The following is a 23613-nucleotide window of genomic DNA, read 5'->3' as shown; positions in this document are numbered from 1 at the left end:
CTAGTTCCGCAGTATTGAACGACAGCCGTTCAAAATGAATGGTAAAAGGTCACAGGGAGCGCGTCGCCTGACGAATGGTCGGTTGCCGTTTCATTTCTGATTCTATTTGTCTGACATGGCCGTGAAGAGAGTGAGCAACTATGTTGGGCGGTTCGCGCCAACGCCGAGCGGGCCGCTGCATTTCGGCTCGGTCGTGGCGGCCGTGGGCAGCTATCTGGACGCCCGACGGGCGGATGGTCAGTGGCTGGTCCGGATCGATGATGTCGACCTGCCGCGGTCTGTCCCCGGGGCAGGGGATGACATCTTGCGAACCCTGGAGCGACTCGGATTCGCGTGGGACGGAGCGCCTGTGTGGCAGCATGAGCGCACCACGTCGTACGAGGCGGCACTGGATGCGCTGCGGGCTTCGAACCGGGTGTACGGCTGCGCTTGCACCCGCAAAATGCTGTCCGATGCACCCCGTGCCGCCGACGGTTCCGTCATCTATCCCGGAACATGCGCTGCGGGCCTTCCCGCAGGCCTGGCGGCGCGGGCGTGGCGCTTCCGGGTGCCGGACCAGGAGGTCCGCTTCGTTGACAGGATTCAGGGCGAGGTGGTCGAAGATCTTGCGCGGGACGTGGGCGATTTCGTCCTCAAGCGCGCAGATGGTCTTTTCGCCTATCAGTTGGCGACCGTGATCGATGATGCGGATGCGGGTGTCACCGATGTGGTGCGGGGAATCGACCTGATGCTCTCCACGCCGAGGCAGGTTGCGTTGCAGCGCGCGCTCGATTTGCCGACACCGCGCTATGCGCATGTCCCCGTGGTGGTCGATGCGGCAGGGCAGAAGCTGTCCAAGCAGAGCCTGGCGCGAGCGGTTCATGCATTCCCTCCCGCTCAACTGGTGCTTGATGCGCTATCCTGCCTGGGGCAGAAGCCGCCGGCAGCGCTGTCTGATGCGGCGCTTGAAGATGTCTGGCAGTGGGCCCTGACCCACTGGTCGATTGAGGCGGTGCCGCCTGTTGGCGAGGTCCATTCCAGGAGTGACTATGATCGATGATGCGGACGGTTTGCGGCGTCTTCTGGCCGAAACCCGCACGATTGCGGTGGTGGGGCTGTCGGCCAACTGGTATCGCCCCAGCTATTTTGCTGCCCAGTACATGCTCGAACACGGATACCGGATCATTCCGGTGAATCCCGCCTATGACGAGGTGCTGGGGCAGAAATGCTATCCGTCCCTCAGCGCGGTCCCGGAGCCGGTCGATATGGTCGATTGTTTCCGCAAGGCGATCGATATTCCCCCGCTGGTGGACGACGCCATTGCCATCGGCGCCAAGAGTGTGTGGATGCAACTGGGGGTCATCAATGAAGCAGCGGCCCGTCGGGCCGAAGCCGCCGGTCTGGCGGTGGTGATGGATCGTTGCGTGAAAATCGAATACGCGCGCCTTTTCGGCGGACTGGGCTGGTTCGGGGTCAATACCGGCGTGATTTCGTCCAAACGGCCGTTGCCGCCGCCCGCACCGACCCGCTCATAAGCCTTCCTTTCCCCTGCCATAGCCGCTGATGCCCACGGCCATGCGCACCATGCCGTAGGCCAGCCAGCGCATGGCACGTGCGGGAATGCTCTTCTTTGTCCAGAAGGCCATCGACAGAGCCTGAGCACCCTCCTGCATGGCACGTTCGACGCTTTGCCGTAACTGGCTTGCGAAGGCGCTGTCGCGGGCAATGATGTTGGCTTCTCTTGCCAGCAGCAGGCTGAAGGGATCGATGTTGCTCGAACCGACCGTGGCCCATTGATCGTCGATCACCGCCACCTTGGCGTGCAGGTAACTGCGCTGATACTCGAAAATCCGGATGCCATGGCCGATCAGCGAGGGATAGAGCGCTTGCGTTGCCCAATGCTGCAGGCGGTACTCCACCTGCCCCTGCAGCAGGATGGTGACTTCAACGCCCCGTTGGGCCGCGCTCACCAAGGCCCGCCGGAAACGGCGGCCCGGCAGAAAATAGGCATTGGCGATGAGGATGCGATGCCGCGCCTTCTCGATGGCTCCGAGATAGGCGTTCTCGATGTCTCGGCGATGCCGGACGTTGTCCCGGATGACCAGCGCTGCGCTGACGCTGCCCGCCGGCAGTCCTTGTGGCTGCGGCAGGTTGTTCAGATGAAACCGGTGCTTGAGGCTGGCCCAGACGACGAGTTCCCAGACGTGTTTGACTGTTGACTGGATGGCGCGCAACAGCGGGCCTTCGATACGCAAGGTGTAGTCGTGGCGGGGGTGCTCCGGGATATGTGACGGATAATCGTGGGCCAGATTGATGCCGCCCACAAAAGCCACCTTCCCATCAATGACCGCCAGTTTCCGGTGGAGCCGGCGCAGGCGGTGACGCCTGAGCGCCCAGCGGCTGAACTCCCGCCGATAGACCAGCATGTGAATCCCGGAGTCGAGCATCATCTGATGGTGGTCTTCAACGAAGCGACGGCTGCCGAAACCGTCGACCAGCAGGCGCACGGACACGCCGCGTGCTGCGGCCCGGCGCATGGCGGAGATCAGGCAACGCCCGACAATGTCGTACTTGAGAATGTAGGTTTCGATGAAGACATCCGAGCGGGCGGTTTCAATGGCCGCCTCCAGTGCCGGGAAAAACTCGGCACCGGTTTCAAGCAGCTCGAGTTGATTGCCCTCGGAAAAGTGGGGCCACAGCTCAGTGTGGCTCATTCGGGGAGGCGAAACTCGGCGGTCAGCGCGGCATGGTCGGAAATGCGCGACCACGGCGGACCGCAGTGCACTGCGCACTGTTCAACCGTGAGGCCGCGCACGTAGATTCGGTCGAGCCGGAACATGGGGAACGAACTGGGGTAGCTGCGCGGCGGTCGCCCTTCGGGGCTGAAGACTTCCACCAGATCGAGTTTGGAGAGCAGGTCGCGCGGCGCGTGGTTGCGCCAGTCGTTGAAATCCCCGGCCACGATCATGGGCGCATCCGGCGGGGCGAGTTCGATCATGCGCCGGGCAAGGGCTTCCATCTGACGTCGGCGGCTACCCGCAAACAGGCCCAGATGCACGCACACGGCGTGCACCGGCGGTCTGTTCTCCGCGATCCGGATTTCACAGTGGAGCAGGCCGCGTCGCTCGAAACGATGGTCGGATACGTCCTGGTTGTGTGTGCTGATGATCGGATAGCGACTCAGGATGGCGTTGCCGTGATGGCCGTGGTCGTAGATGGCGTTGCCGCCATAGGCTGCCGAGGGCCAGATGTCGCGGGCCAGAAACTGGTGCTGGGGTTCGCTCGGCCAGTCGGCGTGACGGCGGGCGTGGCCCATGTGCAGCCCCTGCACCTCCTGCAGGAACACGATATCGGTGCCCAGCTGGCGCAGCCGTTCACGCAGTTCGTGAACCATCATGCGACGATTGAACTGGGAGAAACCCTTGTGGATGTTGTAGGTGCAGATGCGCAGGGTCATGGGGGAACGGGCATAATTGCTGCCGAATTGGAAGCGGATGGATTTTTATAACAGAAGCCATGACACGAATGCACGTGACTTACCGCGTCGAGGCTGCCGCCGAGGCCATCGACGAGCGCGCTCTCGGGCTGGCCATTGAACAAAGTGTCGAGTGCCCGTTGGGCGCGGTGCGCGATCCCCGCGTGCGCAACGAGGTGGTCGGACAGGTGCTGGATATTTCACCTGCCGGGGCGGGATGCTTCGACGTGCAGGTGGGCCTCGCCCTCGAGACCGTGGGGCGTGATGCCGGTCAGCTGCTCAACATGATCTTCGGCAACTCTTCCCTGCAGCCTGACGTCCGGGTGCAGGACATCGCCTTTCCGGACGGCCTTCCCGCGCTGCCGGGCCCGCAGTTCGGCGTGGCTGGTGTGCGTCGCAAACTGGGCGTCGCGTCCGGGCCGCTGGCATGCAGCGCCCTCAAGCCTCAGGGTTTGCCGGTCGAGGCGCTGGCCGACCTGGCCTATCTTCAGGCGCTTGCCGGTGTGGATATCATCAAGGATGACCATGGGATAGCCGATCCGGTCCTGGCCCCGTTCACCAGGCGCGTTCCCGCAATTCAGGCGGCGGTGGCACGGGCCAATCGGGAAACCGGCGGGCAAAGCGTGTATGCGCCCAATCTCAGTGGGGGTGGTCGACAGCTCCAGCAACAGATCGCGGTGTGCCGCGATCATGGGGTGGAGGCCGTGTTGATGTGTCCGCTCCTGCTCGGGCCGTCCTCCATGGCCGAGATCGTGGCTGATCAGCCCGACATGATCGTGCTTGGCCACCCGGCGCTGGCTGGGGTGGCACGAATTCACCCGGCGGTGATGTACGGGACGCTGTTTCGCCTGTTCGGTGCCGACATGGTGATTTTCCCCAACTTCGGCGGCCGGTTTGCAGACGGCGCCGATGTGTGCCGGCAGATCGCAGCTGCGGCCCGCGCGCCGCTTGAGGGCCTGCCTGCGGCCATGCCGGTGCCCGCTGGCGGACTGACGGCAGATCGGGTGCCTGAGCTGGTGGCGTTCTATGGTCCTGACGTGGCCTTGCTGATCGGCGGTAGCCTGCTCGCGGCTGACGATCCATTGGCGGCCATGACGTCCTTTGTCGAATCGATACGCAAGGAGCGATGACATGACTGACTCCAACATTCGTCGCGCCCGCGAGGGCTTCCTGTGGGAAGGCGTGGAGGTGCTGGCTTACAAGGACAAGGGCAGCGCGCCCTTCAGGGACGTGACGCGCCAATTGCTCTTCAGGACGGATGATCTGGGGTGCGAGCTTCGCTACTTCGAGGTGTCGGCGGACGGGCACTCCACGCTGGAGCGCCACGAGCACGCCCACGCGGTGATGATTCTGCGGGGTCGCGGTGTGTGTCTGGTGGGGACGGAGCTGCGTTCGGTCGGTGCGCACGATCTGGTGAGCATCCCGGCCTGGACCTGGCACCAGTTCCGCGCCAGCGCCGGCGAGCCGCTCGGTTTCCTGTGCATGGTCAACGTGGCACGGGATCGCCCCCAGCTGCCCGGAGAGGCGGACCTTGCTCAGTTGCGTGCCGACCCGAAGGTCGCGGCCTTCATCCGCACCTGATGCAACGAAAACGGCGCCCGAGGGCGCCGTTTTCAATTGGGAGTACTGCCTGCCCTGGTCAGGAGACCGCCAGCATACGGTCCAGCGCAACCTTGGCCAGTTCCGCTTCATGCGGCGGCACTTCGATCTGATTGACCACGTTGCCTTCGACCAGGTTCTCGAGTGTCCAGGCCAGATGCTGTGGATCGATGCGCTGCATGGTCGAGCACATGCATACGGTGGGCGCCATGAACTCGACGACAACGCCGCGGCTCTTTTCCTCTTCGGCGAGGCGATTGACCAGGTTCAGTTCGGTGCCCACCAGCCAACGCGCATTGTCCGGGCCGGCCTTGATGGTGTTGATGATGTACTCGGTCGAACCCACGTAGTCGGAGGCCTTGCAGACGTCCAGATTGCTCTCCGGATGCGAGATGACCAGACCATCCGGGTGCTGCATGCGCCAGCGGCGGATGTGGCTTTCCTGGAACATCTGGTGCACCGAACAGTGACCTTTCCACAGCAGGACCTTGGCACTCTTGATCTGCTCCGGGGTCAGGCCGCCATACTCCAGATCCGGGTCCCAGACGTGCATGTCTTCAAGCGGAATGCCTTTCTTGAAGCCCGTCCAGCGACCCAGGTGCTGATCGGGGAAAAACAGCACTTTCTCGCGCTGCTTGAACGCCCAGTCGAGAATGGTGGGCGCGTTGGTGGAGGTGCACACGATGCCGCCATGCTCGCCACAGAAGGCCTTCAGGTCGGCCGCCGAGTTGATGTAGGTGACAGGGGTGATCTGCTCGTCCGGTGTGCCCAGCACTTCGGTCAGTTCGCGCCAGCAGCGCTCCACCTTGGCCAGGTTGGCCATGTCGGCCATGGAACAGCCGGCGGCCAGGTCCGGCAGGATGGCGATCTGATTGTCCTTGGAGAGGATGTCAGCCACTTCGGCCATGAAGTGCACGCCACAGAACACGATGTACTCGGCATCGGTCTGGGAGGCGAGCTTGGCCAGCTTGAGCGAGTCACCGGTCAGATCGGCATGCTGATAGACATCGGCACGCTGGTAGTGGTGACACAGCAGCACGGCCCGGTCGCCCAGCTTGGCGCGGGCGGCGCGAATGCGCTCCTGTGCCTGGGCGTCCTGCAGTACGTTGAACTTGTCGAAACTGATGGTGGCCACTTCCATGGGGCGTTCTTCCTCAAACAGGGGCGGTGGTCAGACCGCCGACGGGGCGGCCAGTTCCGGCCCGCCCTCGGGTGTCACAAAATCTGAATCAGCCCTGATGCCAGGGCAGTCCGGCCTTTCGCCAGCCACCGATGCGGTTGCGGTGGCCGTTGGCGTCCTTGTCGCCCTCGAAGCCCTCCAGCACGTTATAGCTCTCGGTGTAGCCGTTTTCGGCAGCGACACGAGCCGCATTGTTGGAGCGGGCGCCGCTGCGGCAGATGAACATCACCAGCGCTTCCGGATCGACCTGATGCTTGAGTTCGGCCAGAAAGCTGGCATTGGGCTGGTTGCCCGGATAGCTCATCCACTCGATTTCCACCGAATCGGGAATGCGGCCGACCCAGTCCCATTCCGCCCGCGTGCGGACGTCCACGAGACGGGCGCCGGGGGCCAGTTGCCACACCTGATGCGCTTCGGCGGGGGTGAGGGCGCCTGCATACGGCAGATTCAGGTCTTCGGCGCGTTTTTTTGCCAAAGACAGAATGTCGGTCAATGTTCCCATGGGGGTGATCCGGCTAGAATGGCGGACTTGGAATTATACCGAATACCCAATCCTTCATGACCGGTGATGCTCAGCCCGTGCAAGCGGAAATCTCGGACGCGGAACGCTCACGTCGCATTCAGCGGGTCACCCTGGTCGCCATGGGCACCAATTTCACGCTCAGTGTGCTGCAGATCATCGTCGGCATCTGGGCGAACGCATTCAGTCTGGTGGTGGATGCCACCCATACGTTCTCCGATCTGCTGACGGACGGGCTTGTCCTGATGGCTTCGCGCAAGGGGGCTGATCCGGCCGATGCGAACCATCCCTACGGACACGAGCGCTACGAAACGGTCGTTTCCCTGTTTCTGGGGCTGGTGCTTGTGGCCGTGGGCTGCGGCTTCCTGTGGTCGGCCGGGGATCGCATTCAGTCGGCCCAGGCGCTGCCGCCTCTGCACGTGGCCGCTCTGTGGATGGCTGGCGGTACGCTGGTGGCCAAAGAGCTGCTCTTCCGTTTCACACTCGCCGCAGGCCGGCGCTTCAAGTCACGCATGCTCGAGGCCAACGCCTGGCATGCGCGGACCGATGCCGCGTCGTCGCTGGTGGTGGCGCTGGGCATTGCCGGCGGGCTCGCGGGGTATCGTTTCGTCGAGCCACTGGCTGCCGCGCTGGTGGGCTTCATGATCATCCGCATGGGGCTGATGCTGGCGTGGCAGGCCATTCGCGAACTGGTGGATACTGCGCCCTCGCGCGAACTGGTCGGCCGTATTCGCGCAACGATCGACGAAACCCCGGGCGTCATCAATGGGCATGAACTGCGTACCCGGCGTATGGCCCATCGCATACTGTGCGACGCGCATATCCAGGTGGATCCGCGCATTACCGTTTCCGAAGGGCATTACCTGTCCGAACGGGTTCGACGCCGGATTCTGGCCAATCATCCTGAAGTGCAGGACGTGCTGGTCCATGTCGACGCCGAGGATGATCTCGATCATCTGGCCTTGCCGATGGCCCGGATGCCCGATCGCGACACGCTGATCAAAACAGCGAGCGACATTCTCTCGAGCGCACTGCCTGCACCGGATCGCGTTCTGGTGCATTATCTCGGCGGTCGGGCCGAGCTCGAGTGTTATTACCCGTTTGAGGTTCTTGCGCAATTGGACGATCATGATCGACTTCGCGCAGGTATCGACGCGGGCATTGCCGCCCGACCCGAGATTCGTGCGATCCGGGTTTACGGTAGAGCTGCCCCATAATGGGGCGCACAATTCTGGGGCGCACAAATTTGGTGCGATTGAAGTGAACGATTTCGCGGTGTCACCGCCTTGAGGGGGCTCCGCACACTGATTTTGGCAGTGGCACGGTCCCTGCTTGGTCAGAACCCGCAAATTGCCGCATGCGGCAAGTTTTTAAACAAAGCTCATCACGAGGAGTGGCCATGAGTGCTAAAGATGTCATGAAGATGATTGAGGAAAATGAAGTTCGCTTCATTGACCTCCGTTTTACCGATACCCGCGGCAAGGAGCAGCACGTCGGTCTGCCCGTGTCCGCCTTTGAAGAAGAGCACTTCGAGCACGGCCACCCGTTCGACGGTTCTTCCATCGCTGGCTGGAAGGGCATTCAGGCTTCCGACATGATCCTGATGCCGGATCCGGATTCTGCGTATCTGGACCCGTTCTTCGACGAATCCACCCTGGTGCTGTCCTGCGACGTGATCGAGCCGTCCGACGGCAAGGGCTACGACCGCGATCCGCGCTCCATCGCCAAGCGCGCCGAAGCCTACCTGAAGAGCACCGGCATTGGTGACACCGCCTTCTTCGGCCCGGAACCCGAATTCTTCATCTTCGACGCGGTCGAGTGGAGCGTCGATATGTCCGGCGTGTACTCCAAGATCATCTCCGAAGAGGCCGCATGGTCGACGGCCGAGAAGTTCGAAGGCGGTAACGTGGGTCACCGTCCGCGTGTCAAGGGCGGCTACTTCCCCGTCCCGCCGGTTGACAGCCTGAACGACATCCGTGCTGCCATGGTGCTGGCACTCGAAGCCTGCGGCGTGCCGTGCGAAGTGCACCACCACGAAGTGGCCACCGCCGGTCAGTGCGAAATCGGTACCAAGTTCAGCACCCTGACCGAGCGTGCCGACTGGACCCAGACCCTGAAGTACATCGTTCAGAACGTGGCTCACCAGTACGGCAAGACCGCCACCTTCATGCCCAAGCCGATCGTGGGCGACAACGGTTCCGGCATGCACGTTCACCAGTCCATCTGGAAAGACGGCCAGAACCTGTTTGCGGGTAACGAGTACGCCGGCCTGTCCGAAATGGCCCTGTACTACATCGGCGGTATCATCAAGCACGCACGTGCCCTGAACGCCATCACCAACCCGGCCACCAACTCCTACAAGCGTCTGGTGCCGCATTACGAAGCCCCGGTCAAGCTGGCTTACTCTGCCCGCAACCGTTCCGCTTCCATCCGCATCCCGTTCACGGCCAACCCGAAGGGCCGCCGTCTGGAAACCCGCTTCCCGGATCCGATGGCCAACCCGTACCTGTGCTTCTCCGCACTGCTGATGGCTGGTCTGGACGGTATCCAGAACAAGATCCACCCGGGCGACGCTGCAGACAAGAACCTCTACGATCTGCCGCCGGAAGAAGATGCAAAGATCCCGACCGTGTGCGAGAGCCTGGAACAGGCCCTGAAGGCACTGGATGAAGATCGCAGCTTCCTGACCCAGGGTGGTGTGTTCTCCAACGACTTCATCGATGCCTACATCGAGCTGAAGATGGAAGAAGTCAATCGCGTGCGCATGACGACGCACCCGGTCGAATTCGACCTGTACTACAGCCTGTAATCCGAATCCCGGGTTCAAGCGTTGAAAAGGACGGGCAATGCCCGTCCTTTTTTCATGTCCGCGCTCAACGGATCGGCGCACAATGTCATCTCGATTGGTAAACTGCGGGCACACTTTTCGGAAATGCCAATGAAATTTCCCATTGCTCTAGCTGTCCTGAGTCTGGCCAGCGGACTCGCTGCCGCCGACGTGTACAAGTGCGTCGAGACGGACCCGAACACGGGCGAGCAAAAGGTGACCTACACCAACGACCGGCGCACGCGCGGGTGCGAACGTCTCAGTACCGACCTGCCGGTCTCGTCCGTGCCGGGGCGCAGTGATGCTCGGGCGACGACGCCCAGCAGTGCGCCCAAGGTCAGCAACGACGTGCAGCAGCAGCGCGACGACACACGACGGCAGATTCTCGAGGCTGAATTGCGCGACGAGGAGGGGGCCCTCGAGGCCGCTCGCAAGGTGCTGGCCGAACAGGAGGCGGTGCGCTACGGCAATGAGCGCAACTACCAGAACAAGCTGGATCGGCTCAAGCCTTTTCAGGACAAGGTCGAGCAGCACGAGCGCAATGTTGAGGCGCTCAAGAAAGAGATGTCCAACCTCTGATTCAGCCGGGCTGGTTGCTGGCTTGTATCTTGCTCAGTCACACTGCCTATGGAATCCAGACACAACACCAAATTCAAACCGGCGCCACGCGTTTCCCGCTTCGCGGGCCTGGAACTGCTATCGACCGCCGTGCTGCTGGTGGACGCCGACCTGGTCATTCGCTACGTCAATGCCGGCGCGGAGAACCTCTTCGGCATCAGCGCGAAGCGCTTCACCAATCGCCCGCTGGTCGAGCTGATCGGTGAGGCCTCACCCCTGCACCCCGCGCTCAACAACGCGCTCGACAACAACTGGAGCTACACCGGCAAGGACCTGCGCATGCAGGTGCCGGGCAAGAAAGAGTTCATCCAGCTCGACTGCACGGTCAGCCCGGTCGAGGCGGAAGGGGTCAATCTGTTGCTCGAGTTTCGTCCCATCGAGGCGCAACTGCGCGTGACTCGCGAGGAGGTACTGTTGCAGCAGCAACAGGCCAATCGCGAACTGATCCGCAACCTGGCTCACGAGATCAAGAACCCGTTGGGGGGCATCCGCGGATCCGCCCAGTTGCTCGAGGGCGAACTCGACGACCCCCAGCTCAAGGAATACACCCAGGTGATCATTGCCGAGGCGGACCGGCTACAGGCGCTGATGAAACGCTTGCTCGGCACCCACGCGGTGATGCACCCGGCGCCGCTCAACATTCACGACGTGCTTGAGCATGTGCGGCGACTGATCCTGGCCGAATTTCCCGGACTCGTCATGTATCGGGACTACGACACCAGCCTGCCGGAAATGACCGGCGACCGGGAGCAGTTGATTCAGGCCGTACTCAACATCACGCGCAATGCGGCCCAGGCCGTGGACGGCGAAGGCACCATCACTTTGCGAACCCGCGCGGCCCGCCAGGTCACCATGGCCAAGCGTCGTCACAAACTGGCACTCGAATTGCAAGTAATCGACAACGGCCCGGGAATTCCCGCAGATATCAAGGACCAGATTTTCTACCCCCTGGTGTCGGGTCGTGACGGAGGAAGCGGTTTGGGCCTGTCACTGGCGCAAGGTTTCGTGGAACAGCACCAGGGAATGATCGAAGTGGACAGCGAACCCGGCCGCACGTGTTTCACACTGCTGCTGCCTGTATCGGAACGGGGGTGACCTCGAACAGGGCGCATGCACCAGAATAGTGCAATGGAAATGGAAACAGTCTGGATTGTCGATGATGACCGCTCGATCCGATGGGTGCTTGAAAAGGCCCTCGCACGGGAGAACATAACCCACCGCAGTTTCGAGTCGGCCGTCGAGGCAGGGGCGGCGCTTGACGAAGTCCAGCGGCCCCCCCAGGTCCTGGTTTCCGACATCCGCATGCCGGGCGAATCGGGGCTCAGCTTGCTGCAACGGGCCAAAGCGCGCTTCCCGTCCATGCCGGTCATCATCATGACCGCGTACTCGGACCTCGACAGCGCTGTCTCCGCCTTCCAGGGAGGGGCTTTCGAGTACCTGCCCAAACCCTTCGATCTCGAACAGGCCATGGGCCTGGTGCGCCGCGCCATCGAGCAGGGCGAAGAGAGCGCCGACGACCCGGACGACAATGTCCTGACGCCCGAGATTCTCGGTCAGGCCCCCTCCATGCAGGAGGTGTTCCGTGCGATTGGTCGCCTGGCCCAGTCTCACGCCACCGTGCTGATCAATGGTGAGTCGGGCACCGGCAAGGAACTCGTAGCCCGCGCCTTGCACCGGCACAGCCCGCGAAAGGATCAACCCTTCATCGCCATCAACACCGCTGCGATCCCGAAGGATCTGCTGGAGTCCGAGCTTTTCGGCCACGAGCGTGGCGCCTTCACCGGCGCAACGGCCCAGCGGCGCGGGCGCTTCGAACAGGCCGAAAACGGCACGCTGTTTCTGGACGAGATCGGCGACATGCCGGCCGAACTTCAGACCCGGCTGTTGCGCGTGCTCTCCGACGGGCACTTCTACCGCGTGGGGGGGCATCAGCCGATCCGCGCCAATGTGCGCGTCATCGCAGCCACCCATCAGGATCTCGACAACCGGGTGCGGGATGGGCTGTTCCGGGAGGATCTCTATCACCGCCTCAACGTGATCCGGCTGCGTCTGCCGCCGTTGCGTGAGCGCCGCGAAGACATTCCGCTGCTCATCCAGCACTTCCTCAAGAAGAGCGCTCGGGAACTCGAGGTCGAAGCCAAGCGGATCTCCACGGCCGCACTCCGGCATCTGCAGGGGCAGTCCTTTCCCGGCAACGTACGCCAGCTGGAAAACCTGTGTCACTGGCTCACCGTCATGGCGCCGGGGCAGGTGGTCGAAGTGGCCGATCTGCCGGTGGAATTCCGTGAAGAACCGGTGGTCGAGACGGCCGCCGGTGGCGACTGGTGCAGCGCCCTCGGCATGGAAGCAGACCGCATGCTCGGCGCGTCACCGGGCGAGGTCTATGAAAAGCTCAATCGCGCGTTCGAGCGCACCTTGATCGAGCGTGCGCTTGAAAACACGGGTGGCCGCCGTATCGAAGCTGCCCAGTTGTTGGGCATCGGACGCAACACCATCACGCGGAAAATCCAGGAATTGGGGCTCGACACCCCGCGCGACGACAAAGACTCCCATCTCGGGGCATGACCGGTGCCCCCATGCGGGGCCAGGGTGAATCCGCCATAATGCCGTTTTGGCCCGGCGGTGCGCTGTTTCGCGCCCTTCACCTGATGATCGACCAAGACAAGTTGCGCCTTGCGCTGGGGGCAGACGCCGCCAGCTTTGCCCTCGACGTGCGCGAAACATGTTCGTCCACCAATGCCGAACTGATGGCAGCGCCGCCGCGTGAGGACGGGCGTGTGCCCGTGCTGGTCTGCCATCATCAGACGGCTGGCCGTGGTCGACGTGCCCGTCAGTGGCTGGCGTGGCCCGGTGCGACACTGACCTTTTCCGCTCGCTGGACCTTTCCGGCTCAGTCCGCGGCCCCGGCCGGGCTGTCGCTTGTGGCTGGGCTGGCCGTGGCCAACGCGCTCGAGAGTTGCGGCGCGCAAGGTGTCGAACTCAAGTGGCCGAATGACCTTCAGATCCACGGGCGCAAGCTCGGCGGCATTCTCGTCGAGTTGAGCCGGCATCGTGGCGGCATGGACGCGGTGGTCGGTATCGGACTCAACCTGTTTTTTCCTGATGGCGCCAGCGTGCCTGACCGGCCTGACGTGGTCGCGCTGGCCGACTCGATGGAGAGCGTGCCTGCGGTCGAGACCCTGCTGGCGAAGATTCTGGTGGCGCAGCGCCACTTGTTTGCCACTTACACGCATGCCGGTTTCGAGGCCTTCTGCGACGCGTGGAACCAGCGCCACGCCTATGCGGACCTGCCCGTGACCATCTCAGGAGAGGGCGAGGCCATCCATGGTGTCTGCCGCGGTGCGGACACGGACGGCGCGCTATGCCTCGAAACCGACGCAGGTACGCGACGTATTCTCGCGGGGGATGTGTCCTTGAGACTTGCCCGATGAAGTTGCTGCTCGATATCGGGAACTCCCGCCTCAAGTGGGGCCTGCTCAGTGCAGGCCGATGGGTTGCGCAAGGGGCGCTCGATCATGACAGGCCCTGGGATTTCGACGCGATCCTGCCGCCGGAAGGGCAACTGGCCTCGGCTGCCGGCGTGAACGTGGCGGGTGACCGAATGGCCGCGCGTGTCGAGCAGGCGCTTGCCCCCTGGCAGGTGGCGATCCAGTGGATCCGCCCTGCGAGCGAATGTGCCGGCGTCCGAAATGCCTATGACCCGACTCAACTGGGTGCCGACCGTTGGGCGGCCGTTCTGGGCGCCTCGCGGCGGCATGACGGTGCCGCGCTCGTGGTGACCGCCGGGACGGCCACGACCATCGATGTGCTGACTGATGCGCACGTCTTTGAAGGCGGGCTCATCATCCCCGGGGTTGAGCTCATGAAGCGTGCTCTGGCAGGCAACACCGCGCAGTTGCCCTTTGCCGATGGCGTGCCCGCCGATGTCCCCACACGAACGGTGGACGCGATACACATGGGCTGTCTGCACGCCCAGGCCGGTGCCATCGAGCGCATGTATCGGCACCTGGCGGGCCAGCGGGCGCCGATGTGTCTCATCAATGGGGGCGCGGGGCCGCTCATTGCGCCATTGCTCGACATGCCGGTGATGCTGGTCGAGAATCTGGTGCTCGATGGCGTCGCGGTTGCCCTGAACGAACCGGGTTTCAGGGGGCGGGGCGCTGACGCGTGACGTGACGGCACCACGTCCGCTGAAATGGCGCGAAGCTGCTCGATATACACATGCCTGTGTCGTGTTGCGGGTCACCCCGTCTATAATCCGGACCCATACCGGCCGCTGCCATGGCTTGTCGGTCGGGTGCCGCCCGGCAACGCGGGCAGCTATGCCGTTCAGGCTGGGATCGGGGCGATCTGACGTGATGGTCGCTTTGCAGTCGAGCTGGAACACAACGAATATCCGTCTGCTGCCTCGCCTGATTGCAAGGCGTGTCCCGGCAGGCGCGATTGAGGACTGTTGAACGTGGCATTCATGCGTTTTCTCATCATCCTGTTGCTGCTGATCAACGTTCTGGTGCTTGCCGCCTGGCAAGGCTGGCTGGGCGAAGGTCAAAGCCCGTCGGAGCCGCAACGACTCACCAATCAATTGCATCCGGAGCGCATTCGCCTGCTCGACGGTACGGAACCGCCACCGGCGCGGGTGCCGGCAGTTGAAGCCGCGCCTGCCGTCGAGCCGAGTGTCGACAACCCGCCTGTGGTGTTGCCTGGTGAGGTCGTGGCGCCCCAGGGGGCCGAACCTGCCGAACCGGCGAACGAGGCACTTGCCGTCGCCGATACCGAAACGGCACCAGCGCAGGAGCCGGCGACCGAGGTGCTGGCTGCGCCGCTGGCCTGTGTTGCCTTCGACGGGGTCGGGGACGAGCAGGCCGCATTGCTGATGGGCGATGCGCTGGCACAGCCCGGGCTTCAGACCAAAGACGAGCCCACCATGGAAGTGACGTCCTGGTGGGTGCATATCCCCTCCCAGGGCAGTCGGGAAGCCGCCGACCGCAAGGTTGCCGAGCTGCGTGGCCAGGGCGTCAAGGACCTGTTCGCCATCGGTGAGCGCGGCGCGCGCCCCTTTACCGTGTCCCTGGGACTGTTCAAATCCGCGGAATCGGCGGCCGAGCAGCGTCGGCGACTGGAAAAGAGAGGGGTGACCGGCATTGCCATCGAGGAACGGGGCAACACGACGCACCGGATTGAAGTACGCGGCCCCGACGAGCGGCTCGCTGGGTGGGCGAGCGACTGGAGTGGCCGGCTCGATGGTGCGACCAAGGCCGAGTGTCTGCCATGACGGGACGCCCGCCCGTTATCGGGCTGACCGGGGGGATCGGCAGCGGCAAGAGCGCCGCAGCCGACCGGTTCGCTGATCGGGGGGCGGCCGTTGTCGATTCCGACCTGATTGCTCACCAGCTCACGGCGGCCGGCGGTGCCGCCATCGAGCCCATTCGACAGGCCTTCGGCAACGAAGTGATCACCGCCGAGGGCGCGCTTGACCGTGGCATCATGCGTGCGCTCGCCTTCGAACAGCCCGAGGCTCGCAAGCGCCTCGAAGCGATCCTTCATCCCATGATTCGTGCCGAGAGCGAGCGGCAGTGCCAGACAGCGAATGCGCCATACGTGATGCTCGTGGTGCCACTGCTCATCGAGTCCGGCGTATTCCGGGAGCGTTGTCAGCGCATTGTCGTGGTTGACTGTCCGGAGTCCGTTCAGGTCGAGCGCGTCAAGGCGCGGTCGGGCCTGAGTGACGCACAGGTGCGCGCGATCATGGATGCGCAGATCAGTCGCCATGATCGGCTTGCCGCGGCCGACGACATCATCGACAACAGTGGTGATCTCGACGCCCTGTTCGTGCAGGTCGATCGTCTCCATGAATGCTATCTGCGGCTCCAGAGTGCTTGAGGCCTCTGTGCTATCATCGCCGAATGACCGAGGAGGCAAGGAACGGGCGCGTCTTGTGATTGAATTCGAGTACCCACTCAACGAGCGCATTCGCACCCTCCTTCGACTCGAAGACCTGTTTGCACGGATTGCTCATTTTCTGCGGAGCGATTCACCCGTCGACCACCATCATGTGCTGATGTCGATCTTCGAGCTGCTCGAAGTGGCCAGTCGTGCCGACCTCAAGGTGGATCTGGTTCAGGAGCTCGAGCGCCAGCGCCAGACGCTGCTCGCCTTTCGAGACAACCCCGATATTTCCGAAGAAGCGCTTGCCGGCGCCCTGTACGAGATCGAGCAGGCCTCGTCAGGCCTGCTATCGGTGTCGGGCAAGATCGGTCACTACCTGCGCGAAAATGACTGGCTCATGAGCATCCGCAGCCGGGCTGCCATTCCGGGCGGTGCCTGCCAGTTCGATCTGCCGTCCTATCATCACTGGCAGTGCCGCGACGCGGACGCCCGCCGAGGTGACCTCAATGGCTGGTTGAGACCGCTGCTGCCGATTCGCGATGGCATCGCCATCGTCTTGCGCCTGCTGCGCGCCAGTGGTCGCCCCGAAATGCAGATCGCCCAGCGCGGCATGTATCAGGTGATGATGGGCGGTCGGCAGATGCAGATGGTGCGTGTGTGCGTGGCCCGGCAGTTCAACGCGGTGCCTGAAATCAGTGCCAACAAATATGTGCTCAACGTCCGTTTCATGACGCCCGAAACCGCGGGGCGGCCCCGGCAAGTGGCCAACGATGTCGAGTTCGAACTGACCGTCTGCAATCTCTGAATTCCCGTGAAAGACAAGCAAGACACGTTTCGCATCGTCAAATGTCCCACCTGCCAGAAAGAGGTGGAGTGGCGGCCCGAGAACCGGTTCCGGCCATTTTGTTCGGAGCGTTGCCGCCAGATCGATCTGGGGGCCTGGGCGTCCGAAAGCTACCGCATTCCGGCCGCAAAGCCGCCAGATACCATGTCGGAAGAGTTCGACGATCCGGAGTGATTCTCTCCGGCAGACTCAGAGCAGACGCGGGCGCCCAGGGCGCCCGCACTTGTTTGTGCACATCCGCTCGCTTAGAGCAGGAACAGCGTCGCCAGACCCAGAAACGAAAAGAATCCCACCACGTCGGTGGCGGCTGTCAGCACCACCCCGCCCGCCAGCGCCGGGTCGATCTTGAGGCGGTCGAGCAGCAAGGGGACGAGGGTGCCGGCGGTCGCACCGGTGAGCAGGTTGAGCATCAGTGCGCAACCGAAGACAACGCCCAGTTGGGTGCTGCCGAACCACAGGGTGGCAATGATGGCCACGATCACCGCCCAGAACGCGCCATTGAGCACGCCGGAGGCAACCTCACGGAAGAGCAGTTGCATCGCGTTGCCGCGGCCGATCTGATCGAGTGCAATGGCCCGGGTGACCAGGGTGAGCGTCTGGTTGCCCGCGACGCCTCCCATGCTGGCGACCACAGGCATGAGCACCGCAAGTGCCACCACCTGGTCAATGGAGGCTTCGAACAGCCCGATCACCCAGGCGGCCACGAAGGCGTTGCAAAGATTCACGCCCAGCCAGACGGCACGCTTGGCGGCATTCGACAGGACCGGAGCGAAAAGGTCGGTATCTTCTTCGAGACCGGCGCGGCGCAGCACCTCGCCTTCGGCCTCGGCTCGCATCACGTCCACCACGTCGTCAATGGTGATACGCCCGAGAAGCCGGCCGTCTTCATCGACCACGGCGGCGGAGATCAGATCATGATCCTCGAACAGTCGGGCAACCCGGGTGTCCTCCGTGTCGACGGTGATGGCCGGCACATCGGTATGCATGACCGCCTTGACCAGGGTGTCCGATTTGAGTGAAACCACATCGGCCAGACTGAGCACGCCCAGGTAGTGGTTCTGGCGGTCGACCACCATTACGCTGTCCAGGTGCTCCGGGAGTTTGCCTTCGCGCTTGCGCATCTGGCGCAAATAGCGCAACACCGCTTTGAGGCTGACATCTTCGCGCACGGCGGCGGCATCTGCGTCCATCAGACCGCCGGCAGAATCGTCCGGGTATTGCTTGACGGCCTCATATCGCTGGCGACGCTGGACGTCCATGGCGCGCACCATGGTGTCGAGCACGGAGACCGGCAGGTCGGCATCCAGATCGGCCAGTTCGTCCATTTCCAGCGTGCCCAGCGCGGCCAGGAGCTCTTCGTGAGCCGCCTCATCGATAAGCTGCTGGCGGACACCGCGCCCCACCTCGATCAGCACCTGCCCGCGGTCGGCCGTGTCCAGCCGCTCCCACAGGTCGTGGCGCATCTCGCGTGGCAGCGCTTCGACGGCATCGGCGATCAGGGCCGGGTGCCAGTCACGTACCAGCGCGTGGATGTTGGCCTGGTCCGGGCGTTCGAGTGCGTCGAGTAACTGTTCGCGCGCCTCGTCGGTGCTGGGCAGCTGTTCGTTATCCATCAGCGCCAGCTGCTCCGGATGGCGGCAATGCCATGCGCGCCTGCTTCACGCGCTTCGCGCATGTGTTCTGTCGACAGCCCGCCGATGGCAAACACCGGCATGGGCAGCAGGCGCGTCAGACCCGTGAAGGCCGACCACCCAAGGGCTGGCTGGTCCGGGTGCGAGGGGGTTGGCAGCACATGGCCGAGCAGGGCGTAATCGAGACCGAGTTCGGCCACCCGCTCAAGGGCGTCGCGCGAATGGCAGGAGGCACCCACCCATGCCATGTCGGGCCGGGCCCCGATGGTCTGCAGGTGTGCCTCGCTCAGGTGAATGCCATGCGCCCCCACCCGCTCGGCCAGCGCCAGATCGTCGTTGATGACGAGCAGCGCGTGGTGTTCGCGGCACCGCGCCAGCAGCGATCGCGCGAGGGTTTCTCGGGCCTCCGGTGCCAGCGTCTTGTCGCGCAGCTGAATCAATCGAACGCCACGCATCAGAGCGCGATCGGCAGCGTCGAGCTGAGCCTCGACGCCAAGGGTCTCGGCGCATGTGACGGCCATCTCCCGTGGCAGGCTCAGCGCCTTGAGAATCGGGCCGTTGGCCGGCAGCATGGGACTGACGCTCAGTGCGTCAGCGTGCTGCCATTGAAGGTCGCTGTGGACGTGGTCCCGGATCTCGCCCGAATAATCGGGCACCTCGAAGAAGTGAAGCCGCACGTTGGCATGTTCGTAGTCGTGTTCGCGCATCAGCCAGGGCCAACAGGCATGAGCCTGAATGCCCAGTTCCTCGTCCAGTTCGCGAATCAGGGCGGCACGGGCGTCTTCGCCCGGCTCGACCTTGCCCCCTGGAAACTCCCAGTAGCCTGGATAGAAGGTGCCGGGCGCACGCTGGCCCAGCAGAAAGCTGCCGTCGGGGCGGGTGATCACCGCCGCCGCCACCTCGACGCGTTTCTTCATCGCTTCGCGCCTCCGCCGTGGCGACCGGCGTAGTCGCGGGCAAACTGCCAGGCAACCCGGCCGCTGCGCGACCCCCGGCCCAGGGCCCACTGCAGCGCTTCGGTGCGCGCCTTTTCGATCTTCGCGTCATTGAGCCCGAATTCGCGCAACCAGTGATGCACGATGTCCAGGTAGGCGTCCTGGCTGAAGGGGTAGAACGACAGCCACAGACCGAAGCGCTCGGAGAGCGAGACCTTCTCTTCGGTGGCTTCGCCCAGGTGGATTTCGCCATCCACGTTCCTGGCCTGAAGATTTTCGGCGTGATACTCCGGCATCAGGTGGCGCCGGTTGGATGTGGCATAAATGATGACGTTGTCGGGCACCGCCGCGAGCGAGCCGTCCAGCACACTCTTGAGGGCCTTGTACGCCGGCTCGGCGTCCTCGAAGGACAGGTCGTCGCAGAACAGGACGAATCGCTCCTTTCGTCCGCGAACGAGTTCGACGATATCGGGCAGATCCATCAGGTCCTGCTTGTCCACTTCGATCAGGCGCAGACCCTTCGCGTGGTAACGATCGAGCATGGCCTTGACGAGAGATGACTTGCCGGTGCCCCGCGCGCCCGTGAGCAGCGCGTTGTTGGCTGGCCGGCCGCGCACGAACTGGCGCGTATTGGCATCCAGGCAGGCGACCTGATCGCTCACGTCCTGTAGATCCTCCACCCGGATCAGGTGCGGGTGGGTGATGGCCTCAAGCCTTGCCTGGGCGCCGCGGCGAAGCCAGCGGAAGGCGATAGCGCTGGACCAGTCCGGCGGCGTGACGGGGGCCGGGAGCCAGGCGTCGAGGCGATCCAGCGTCTGTTCGACGCGCGCCAGAAAGAGGGCCAGGTCAGTCGTCTTGTTTGTCATTTTCCGTGTTCTTCTTGCGGGGCCAGGTGGCCCAGACGATGATCAGGAGCAGCGACAGCGCCACACCGGCTTCGAGCAGGATGACCCACATGGGTGACAATCTCCTTGTTGGGGGAGGGTGCCAGTCGCAGCGCGGCTCGCGCCCCCGCTATACTGGCGAATCTTGCTCGTTCGAGTTTAACTGATCTGCGCCCATGACCCCGCGTCGCCTCCTGCCTGCCCTTGTTCTCGCCGTTTCCGTGTTCTTCAGCGTCAGCTGCGTCACGCCGCCACCGCCTGAGTGCACGCCGTGCCAGAGCGTGCCCCAGGCCCCTGCGCCGGGTACCCCCGCGCCGGAAACCCCGGCCGCGACGCCGGTCGTCCCCGTGCCCGAGACGCGGCCGACGCCACCTAAGGACGTGGTTCAGGCAGCGCGGCTGAAGCCCGCGCGTTTTGCACAGTTGCCGGGCTGGCAAGCCGATCAGATCGAGGCCGCGTGGCCGGCGCTGCTGCGCTCGTGCGACGTGCTGGTCGCTGACCGGCGATGGACCGATGTGTGCACGGTCGCCACGACCCTGGGCGCCCAGCCGGGTCGAGCCGCGGTGCGCCAGTTTTTCGAGACCCGCTTCGCGCCCTGGCAGGTGGTCAATGGCGATGGCTCCACCGATGGCATGGTGACCGGCTACTACGAACCACTCATCCGCGGCAGCCTGAAGCGCAGCGCGCTCAGCGCTTGGCCCATTTACGGTGTCCCTGACGATCTGGTGACGGTCGATCTGAGCGAGATCTACCCCGAATTGAAGAACATGCGTCTGCGCGGCCGTCTCGAGGGGAACAAGCTGGTGCCGTACTGGACGCGGGGCGAGTTGGCCGCGCAAGGGGGTAACGTACGTGCGCCGGTCATCGCGTGGGCGAACGACCCGATCGAGCTGTTCTTTTTGCAGGTTCAGGGCTCGGGGCGTATCGCCTTGAACGATGGCACCTACCTGCGCATCGGTTATGCCGACCACAACGGCCACCCGTACAAGTCGATCGGCCGCTGGCTCATCGACCAGGGGGAGCTCACGCTGTCGCAAGCCTCCATGCAGGGCATCCAGCGCTGGGCGCGCAGCCATCCAAAGCGGCTGCGCGAGCTCCTCGACCAGAATCCGGCCTTCGTTTTCTTCCGCCGCATGCCTTCGGGCAACGACGGGCCGCTGGGGGCGCTGGGCGTTCCGCTGGTGGCCGAGCGCAGTATTGCCGTCGATCGTAGCGCGGTGCCCCTTGGCGCCCCGGTGTTTCTGGCAACCACCGAGCCGAACAGTACCCGGCCGATGCGGCGTCTGGTGATGGCCCAGGATACGGGCGGCGCGATCAAGGGCGGTGTCCGGGCCGACTACTTCTGGGGTTTTGGTGATGAAGCAGGCGCCCTTGCCGGGCGCATGCGCCAAGATGGTGAAATGTGGGTCCTGTTACCGAAAGGGTGGGCACCGAATTAAGGCGCACGCCGAGCGTGTTTGCACAAACATGGGGCGTTGTGCTGAAAACGGCGCACCAAACAAGTGCCTGATGATGCGGCTTTCTGGTGCGTAAATATTCAAGTCACTGTTTTTATGGGTTTAATTTGCTGGCACGGCTCGTGCTAAATGCTCCGCTATTGTGCAAAACGGAGCATTCTCATGGAGCAGTTCAAGACGTCCAGTGACGTACTGTTTGTTCTTCTGGGCGCCATTATGGTGCTTGCCATGCATGCCGGCTTCGCCTTTCTCGAGGTTGGAACGGTCCGCAAGAAGAATCAGGTCAACGCGCTGGTCAAGATTCTGGTCGATTTCTCGGTGTCCACCCTGGCCTATTTCTTCATCGGTTACACCGTGGCCTACGGCATCGACTTCTTTGACAGTGCCGCCGTGCTCAATGAGCGCAGCGGCTACGATCTGGTCAAGTTCTTCTTCCTGCTGACCTTTGCGGCAGCGATTCCCGCCATCATTTCGGGCGGCATCGCCGAGCGTGCGCGCTTCTATCCGCAGTTGGCCGCCACCGCGCTGCTGGTGGGGCTGGTCTACCCCTTCTTCGAAGGCATGATCTGGAACAGCAACTTCGGCTTCCAGGCATGGCTCGAAGCGAGCTTCGGCGCGACCTTCCATGACTTTGCCGGCAGCGTCGTGGTGCACGCCGTGGGCGGCTGGGTTGCCCTGGCGGCCGTGTTGCTGCTTGGCCCCCGGCACGGACGTTATTCCAAGAACGGCGCCATCGCGGCGCATCCGCCCTCCAGTATTCCCTTTCTCGCCCTGGGCGCGTGGATTCTGACCGTGGGCTGGTTTGGCTTCAATGTGATGAGTGCCCAGACCGTCGAGGGCATCAGTGGTCTGGTGGCCGTCAATTCGCTCATGGCCATGGTCGGCGGCACACTGGCCGGCCTCGTCTTCGGCAAGAACGACCCGGGATTCGTGCACAACGGCCCGCTCGCCGGTCTGGTGGCGGTGTGTGCCGGCTCGGATCTGATGCACCCGGGCGGCGCGCTGGTGGTCGGCCTGATTGCCGGTGCCCTGTTCGTCCTGATGTTCACGCTGACCCAGAACCGCTGGAAGATCGACGACGTGCTGGGTGTCTGGCCGCTTCATGGTCTGTGCGGCGCCTGGGGCGGCATTGCCGCCGGCATCTTCGGGTTGGAAGCCTTCGGTGGCATGGGCGGCGTGACGTTCCTGAGTCAGCTGCTCGGCACGCTGGCCGGCGTGGGCGTGGCCTTCGGCGGTGGTTTCCTGGTCTATGGTGTGCTCAAGGCGGCCGTGGGGCTGCGCCTCGATCAGGAGCAGGAGTTCGAGGGCGCCGATCTGACCATCCACAAGATCACCGCGACACCCGAGCGCGAGGCGAGCTGGTAAGCGCTGCAGTGACTCTCTGAAGAAAGTCTCTCGAACTCGAATTGACTGTCCTGAAAGCGTCATGAACCTGCTGTGATGGTTCATGACGCTTTCTGACGTCAGGGACTGTGCGTTCCCGCTGCTTGGGTGGGGCTGCCGCCTCCCAAGCGCCAGTGGGACCTTGATGCTGGAGCTTCCTGCCGTACGGGAAGTTTGATTCGAAAGCCGTTCGCCTGAGCGCTTGCTTGGACATCGCGACCTGTCGGGCCGCAATAGGAAGTTCCGAGCGCGAATTGGTGGTTTTGTTTTCGAGAAGCCAGACACGCCGTAGTTGTTCTGCAACCCGGCTTGGTTCTCGGCGATGGCCGTTGCCGACGCTTCGGGCACAAGCGCCACTTTCGCGGTGAGCTTCGAAAAAGCCGCCGGCGGTAACG

Annotated in this window: 24 protein-coding genes; 17 read left to right on the top strand and 7 right to left on the bottom strand. The window is 63.5% G+C overall.

Features of this window, described 5'->3' with window-relative positions:
* The first annotated feature begins 130 nt into the window (after positions 1 to 130).
* Together gluQRS and J0W34_RS17175 are read left to right on the top strand one after the other, a co-directional pair.
* Positions 131 to 1039 (top strand): tRNA glutamyl-Q(34) synthetase GluQRS, encoded by a 909-nt coding sequence (gluQRS, locus tag J0W34_RS17180; RefSeq protein ID WP_227817964.1) that lies wholly within the window; start codon positions 131 to 133, stop codon positions 1037 to 1039.
* The gene (locus J0W34_RS17175; protein WP_230969601.1) at positions 1029 to 1514 is read left to right on the top strand and encodes a CoA-binding protein; all 486 of its coding nucleotides are present in this window, start codon (positions 1029 to 1031) and stop codon (positions 1512 to 1514) included. The genes gluQRS and J0W34_RS17175 overlap by 11 nt, the downstream gene beginning before the upstream one ends.
* Here J0W34_RS17175 and clsB read toward each other — a convergent pair.
* Positions 1509 to 2693, bottom strand: a complete 1185-nt coding sequence (gene clsB / locus J0W34_RS17170) for a cardiolipin synthase ClsB (RefSeq protein ID WP_230969600.1) — start codon at positions 2691 to 2693, stop codon at positions 1509 to 1511. The genes J0W34_RS17175 and clsB overlap by 6 nt on opposite strands.
* Positions 2690 to 3436: an endonuclease/exonuclease/phosphatase family protein gene (locus J0W34_RS17165; protein ID WP_230969599.1), complete on the bottom strand. Its 747-nt coding sequence runs from the start codon at positions 3434 to 3436 to the stop codon at positions 2690 to 2692. Before J0W34_RS17165 ends, clsB begins: the two co-directional genes overlap by 4 nt.
* Before the next feature lie 59 nt (positions 3437 to 3495).
* On the opposite strand from J0W34_RS17165, the gene J0W34_RS17160 reads away from it, so the two are divergent.
* Both J0W34_RS17160 and J0W34_RS17155 read left to right on the top strand, forming a co-directional pair.
* Positions 3496 to 4584, top strand: a complete 1089-nt coding sequence (locus J0W34_RS17160; RefSeq protein ID WP_230969598.1) for a RuBisCO large subunit C-terminal-like domain-containing protein — start codon at positions 3496 to 3498, stop codon at positions 4582 to 4584.
* 1 nt (position 4585) lies between these two features.
* On the top strand, positions 4586 to 5035 hold the full coding sequence (locus J0W34_RS17155; RefSeq protein ID WP_227817969.1) for a cupin domain-containing protein: 450 nt from the start codon (positions 4586 to 4588) through the stop codon (positions 5033 to 5035).
* A gap of 58 nt (positions 5036 to 5093) precedes the next feature.
* On the opposite strand, the gene nadA is transcribed toward J0W34_RS17155, so the two are convergent.
* A complete protein-coding gene (gene nadA / locus J0W34_RS17150; protein ID WP_230969597.1) occupies positions 5094 to 6194 on the bottom strand; it encodes a quinolinate synthase NadA in 1101 nt (366 codons plus the stop codon).
* A gap of 88 nt (positions 6195 to 6282) precedes the next feature.
* Positions 6283 to 6735 carry a rhodanese-like domain-containing protein gene (locus tag J0W34_RS17145; protein ID WP_227817971.1) on the bottom strand — a complete coding sequence of 151 codons (453 nt, stop codon included), beginning with the start codon at positions 6733 to 6735 and terminating at the stop codon, positions 6283 to 6285.
* Positions 6736 to 6791: 56 nt separating this feature from the next.
* Here J0W34_RS17145 and J0W34_RS17140 point away from each other — a divergent pair, with 56 nt between their 5' ends.
* The 11 genes from J0W34_RS17140 (at position 6792) to J0W34_RS17090 (ending at position 17102) form a co-directional block, all read left to right on the top strand.
* Positions 6792 to 7970, top strand: coding sequence for a cation diffusion facilitator family transporter (locus tag J0W34_RS17140; protein WP_227817972.1), 1179 nt, complete (start codon positions 6792 to 6794; stop codon positions 7968 to 7970).
* 182 nt (positions 7971 to 8152) lie between these two features.
* Positions 8153 to 9562 (top strand): type I glutamate--ammonia ligase, encoded by a 1410-nt coding sequence (glnA, locus tag J0W34_RS17135; RefSeq protein WP_227817973.1) that lies wholly within the window; start codon positions 8153 to 8155, stop codon positions 9560 to 9562.
* Positions 9563 to 9691: 129 nt separating this feature from the next.
* The gene (locus J0W34_RS17130) at positions 9692 to 10159 is read left to right on the top strand and encodes a DUF4124 domain-containing protein (protein ID WP_321573682.1); all 468 of its coding nucleotides are present in this window, start codon (positions 9692 to 9694) and stop codon (positions 10157 to 10159) included.
* Positions 10160 to 10207: 48 nt separating this feature from the next.
* Positions 10208 to 11293 (top strand): nitrogen regulation protein NR(II), encoded by a 1086-nt coding sequence (gene glnL / locus J0W34_RS17125; RefSeq protein ID WP_227817975.1) that lies wholly within the window; start codon positions 10208 to 10210, stop codon positions 11291 to 11293.
* A gap of 39 nt (positions 11294 to 11332) precedes the next feature.
* Positions 11333 to 12763 (top strand): nitrogen regulation protein NR(I), encoded by a 1431-nt coding sequence (gene ntrC, locus J0W34_RS17120; RefSeq protein ID WP_227817986.1) that lies wholly within the window; start codon positions 11333 to 11335, stop codon positions 12761 to 12763.
* A gap of 38 nt (positions 12764 to 12801) precedes the next feature.
* Positions 12802 to 13629: a biotin--[acetyl-CoA-carboxylase] ligase gene (locus J0W34_RS17115; RefSeq protein ID WP_230969596.1), complete on the top strand. Its 828-nt coding sequence runs from the start codon at positions 12802 to 12804 to the stop codon at positions 13627 to 13629.
* Positions 13626 to 14369, top strand: coding sequence for a type III pantothenate kinase (locus tag J0W34_RS17110; protein ID WP_230969595.1), 744 nt, complete (start codon positions 13626 to 13628; stop codon positions 14367 to 14369). The genes J0W34_RS17115 and J0W34_RS17110 overlap by 4 nt, the downstream gene beginning before the upstream one ends.
* 297 nt (positions 14370 to 14666) lie before the next feature.
* A complete protein-coding gene (locus tag J0W34_RS17105; protein ID WP_230971696.1) occupies positions 14667 to 15470 on the top strand; it encodes an SPOR domain-containing protein in 804 nt (267 codons plus the stop codon).
* A complete protein-coding gene (gene coaE / locus J0W34_RS17100; RefSeq protein WP_230969594.1) occupies positions 15467 to 16078 on the top strand; it encodes a dephospho-CoA kinase in 612 nt (203 codons plus the stop codon). The genes J0W34_RS17105 and coaE overlap by 4 nt, the downstream gene beginning before the upstream one ends.
* Before the next feature lie 55 nt (positions 16079 to 16133).
* Positions 16134 to 16889: a cell division protein ZapD gene (gene zapD / locus J0W34_RS17095; protein ID WP_227817978.1), complete on the top strand. Its 756-nt coding sequence runs from the start codon at positions 16134 to 16136 to the stop codon at positions 16887 to 16889.
* Between the two features lie 6 nt (positions 16890 to 16895).
* Positions 16896 to 17102: a DNA gyrase inhibitor YacG gene (locus J0W34_RS17090; RefSeq protein WP_227817979.1), complete on the top strand. Its 207-nt coding sequence runs from the start codon at positions 16896 to 16898 to the stop codon at positions 17100 to 17102.
* Positions 17103 to 17173: 71 nt separating this feature from the next.
* On the opposite strand, the gene mgtE is transcribed toward J0W34_RS17090, so the two are convergent.
* From mgtE to J0W34_RS17075, 3 genes are read right to left on the bottom strand one after another with little or no spacing between them, the layout of a single operon-like run.
* Positions 17174 to 18541, bottom strand: a complete 1368-nt coding sequence (mgtE, locus tag J0W34_RS17085; RefSeq protein WP_230969593.1) for a magnesium transporter — start codon at positions 18539 to 18541, stop codon at positions 17174 to 17176.
* Complete coding sequence (locus J0W34_RS17080) at positions 18541 to 19476, bottom strand: Nudix family hydrolase (RefSeq protein WP_230969592.1); 936 nt, start codon at positions 19474 to 19476, stop codon at positions 18541 to 18543. Before J0W34_RS17080 ends, mgtE begins: the two co-directional genes overlap by 1 nt.
* Positions 19473 to 20360 carry an ATP-binding protein gene (locus J0W34_RS17075; protein WP_230969591.1) on the bottom strand — a complete coding sequence of 296 codons (888 nt, stop codon included), beginning with the start codon at positions 20358 to 20360 and terminating at the stop codon, positions 19473 to 19475. The genes J0W34_RS17080 and J0W34_RS17075 overlap by 4 nt, the downstream gene beginning before the upstream one ends.
* 194 nt (positions 20361 to 20554) lie before the next feature.
* On the opposite strand from J0W34_RS17075, the gene mltA reads away from it, so the two are divergent.
* Positions 20555 to 21817: a murein transglycosylase A gene (gene mltA, locus J0W34_RS17070; RefSeq protein WP_230969590.1), complete on the top strand. Its 1263-nt coding sequence runs from the start codon at positions 20555 to 20557 to the stop codon at positions 21815 to 21817.
* A gap of 180 nt (positions 21818 to 21997) precedes the next feature.
* Entirely contained in the window at positions 21998 to 23200 is a 1203-nt protein-coding gene (locus J0W34_RS17065) for an ammonium transporter (protein WP_230969589.1), read from the top strand.
* The last annotated feature ends 413 nt before the right edge of the window (positions 23201 to 23613 follow it).

Origin of the sequence: Nitrogeniibacter aestuarii (assembly GCF_017309585.1) — a bacterium.
Classification (GTDB): domain Bacteria; phylum Pseudomonadota; class Gammaproteobacteria; order Burkholderiales; family Rhodocyclaceae; genus Nitrogeniibacter; species Nitrogeniibacter aestuarii.
This window is presented reverse-complemented; position numbering and strand designations above follow the sequence as displayed.

Excerpts from the sequence above, each read along its gene's own strand:
- J0W34_RS17175 (WP_230969601.1), top strand. The coding sequence starts at position 1,029 with ATGATCGATGATGCGGACGGTTTGCGGCGTCTTCTGGCCGAAACCCGC.
- clsB (WP_230969600.1), bottom strand. The coding sequence starts at position 2,693 with ATGAGCCACACTGAGCTGTGGCCCCACTTTTCCGAGGGCAATCAACTC.
- J0W34_RS17165 (WP_230969599.1), bottom strand. The coding sequence starts at position 3,436 with ATGACCCTGCGCATCTGCACCTACAACATCCACAAGGGTTTCTCCCAG.
- J0W34_RS17160 (WP_230969598.1), top strand. The coding sequence starts at position 3,496 with ATGACACGAATGCACGTGACTTACCGCGTCGAGGCTGCCGCCGAGGCC.
- J0W34_RS17155 (WP_227817969.1), top strand. The coding sequence starts at position 4,586 with ATGACTGACTCCAACATTCGTCGCGCCCGCGAGGGCTTCCTGTGGGAA.
- nadA (WP_230969597.1), bottom strand. The coding sequence starts at position 6,194 with ATGGAAGTGGCCACCATCAGTTTCGACAAGTTCAACGTACTGCAGGAC.
- J0W34_RS17145 (WP_227817971.1), bottom strand. The coding sequence starts at position 6,735 with ATGGGAACATTGACCGACATTCTGTCTTTGGCAAAAAAACGCGCCGAA.
- J0W34_RS17140 (WP_227817972.1), top strand. The coding sequence starts at position 6,792 with ATGACCGGTGATGCTCAGCCCGTGCAAGCGGAAATCTCGGACGCGGAA.
- glnA (WP_227817973.1), top strand. The coding sequence starts at position 8,153 with ATGAGTGCTAAAGATGTCATGAAGATGATTGAGGAAAATGAAGTTCGC.
- J0W34_RS17130 (WP_321573682.1), top strand. The coding sequence starts at position 9,692 with ATGAAATTTCCCATTGCTCTAGCTGTCCTGAGTCTGGCCAGCGGACTC.
- glnL (WP_227817975.1), top strand. The coding sequence starts at position 10,208 with ATGGAATCCAGACACAACACCAAATTCAAACCGGCGCCACGCGTTTCC.
- ntrC (WP_227817986.1), top strand. The coding sequence starts at position 11,333 with ATGGAAACAGTCTGGATTGTCGATGATGACCGCTCGATCCGATGGGTG.
- J0W34_RS17115 (WP_230969596.1), top strand. The coding sequence starts at position 12,802 with ATGCCGTTTTGGCCCGGCGGTGCGCTGTTTCGCGCCCTTCACCTGATG.
- J0W34_RS17110 (WP_230969595.1), top strand. The coding sequence starts at position 13,626 with ATGAAGTTGCTGCTCGATATCGGGAACTCCCGCCTCAAGTGGGGCCTG.
- J0W34_RS17105 (WP_230971696.1), top strand. The coding sequence starts at position 14,667 with ATGCGTTTTCTCATCATCCTGTTGCTGCTGATCAACGTTCTGGTGCTT.
- coaE (WP_230969594.1), top strand. The coding sequence starts at position 15,467 with ATGACGGGACGCCCGCCCGTTATCGGGCTGACCGGGGGGATCGGCAGC.
- mgtE (WP_230969593.1), bottom strand. The coding sequence starts at position 18,541 with ATGGATAACGAACAGCTGCCCAGCACCGACGAGGCGCGCGAACAGTTA.
- J0W34_RS17080 (WP_230969592.1), bottom strand. The coding sequence starts at position 19,476 with ATGAAGAAACGCGTCGAGGTGGCGGCGGCGGTGATCACCCGCCCCGAC.
- J0W34_RS17075 (WP_230969591.1), bottom strand. The coding sequence starts at position 20,360 with ATGACAAACAAGACGACTGACCTGGCCCTCTTTCTGGCGCGCGTCGAA.
- mltA (WP_230969590.1), top strand. The coding sequence starts at position 20,555 with ATGACCCCGCGTCGCCTCCTGCCTGCCCTTGTTCTCGCCGTTTCCGTG.
- J0W34_RS17065 (WP_230969589.1), top strand. The coding sequence starts at position 21,998 with ATGGAGCAGTTCAAGACGTCCAGTGACGTACTGTTTGTTCTTCTGGGC.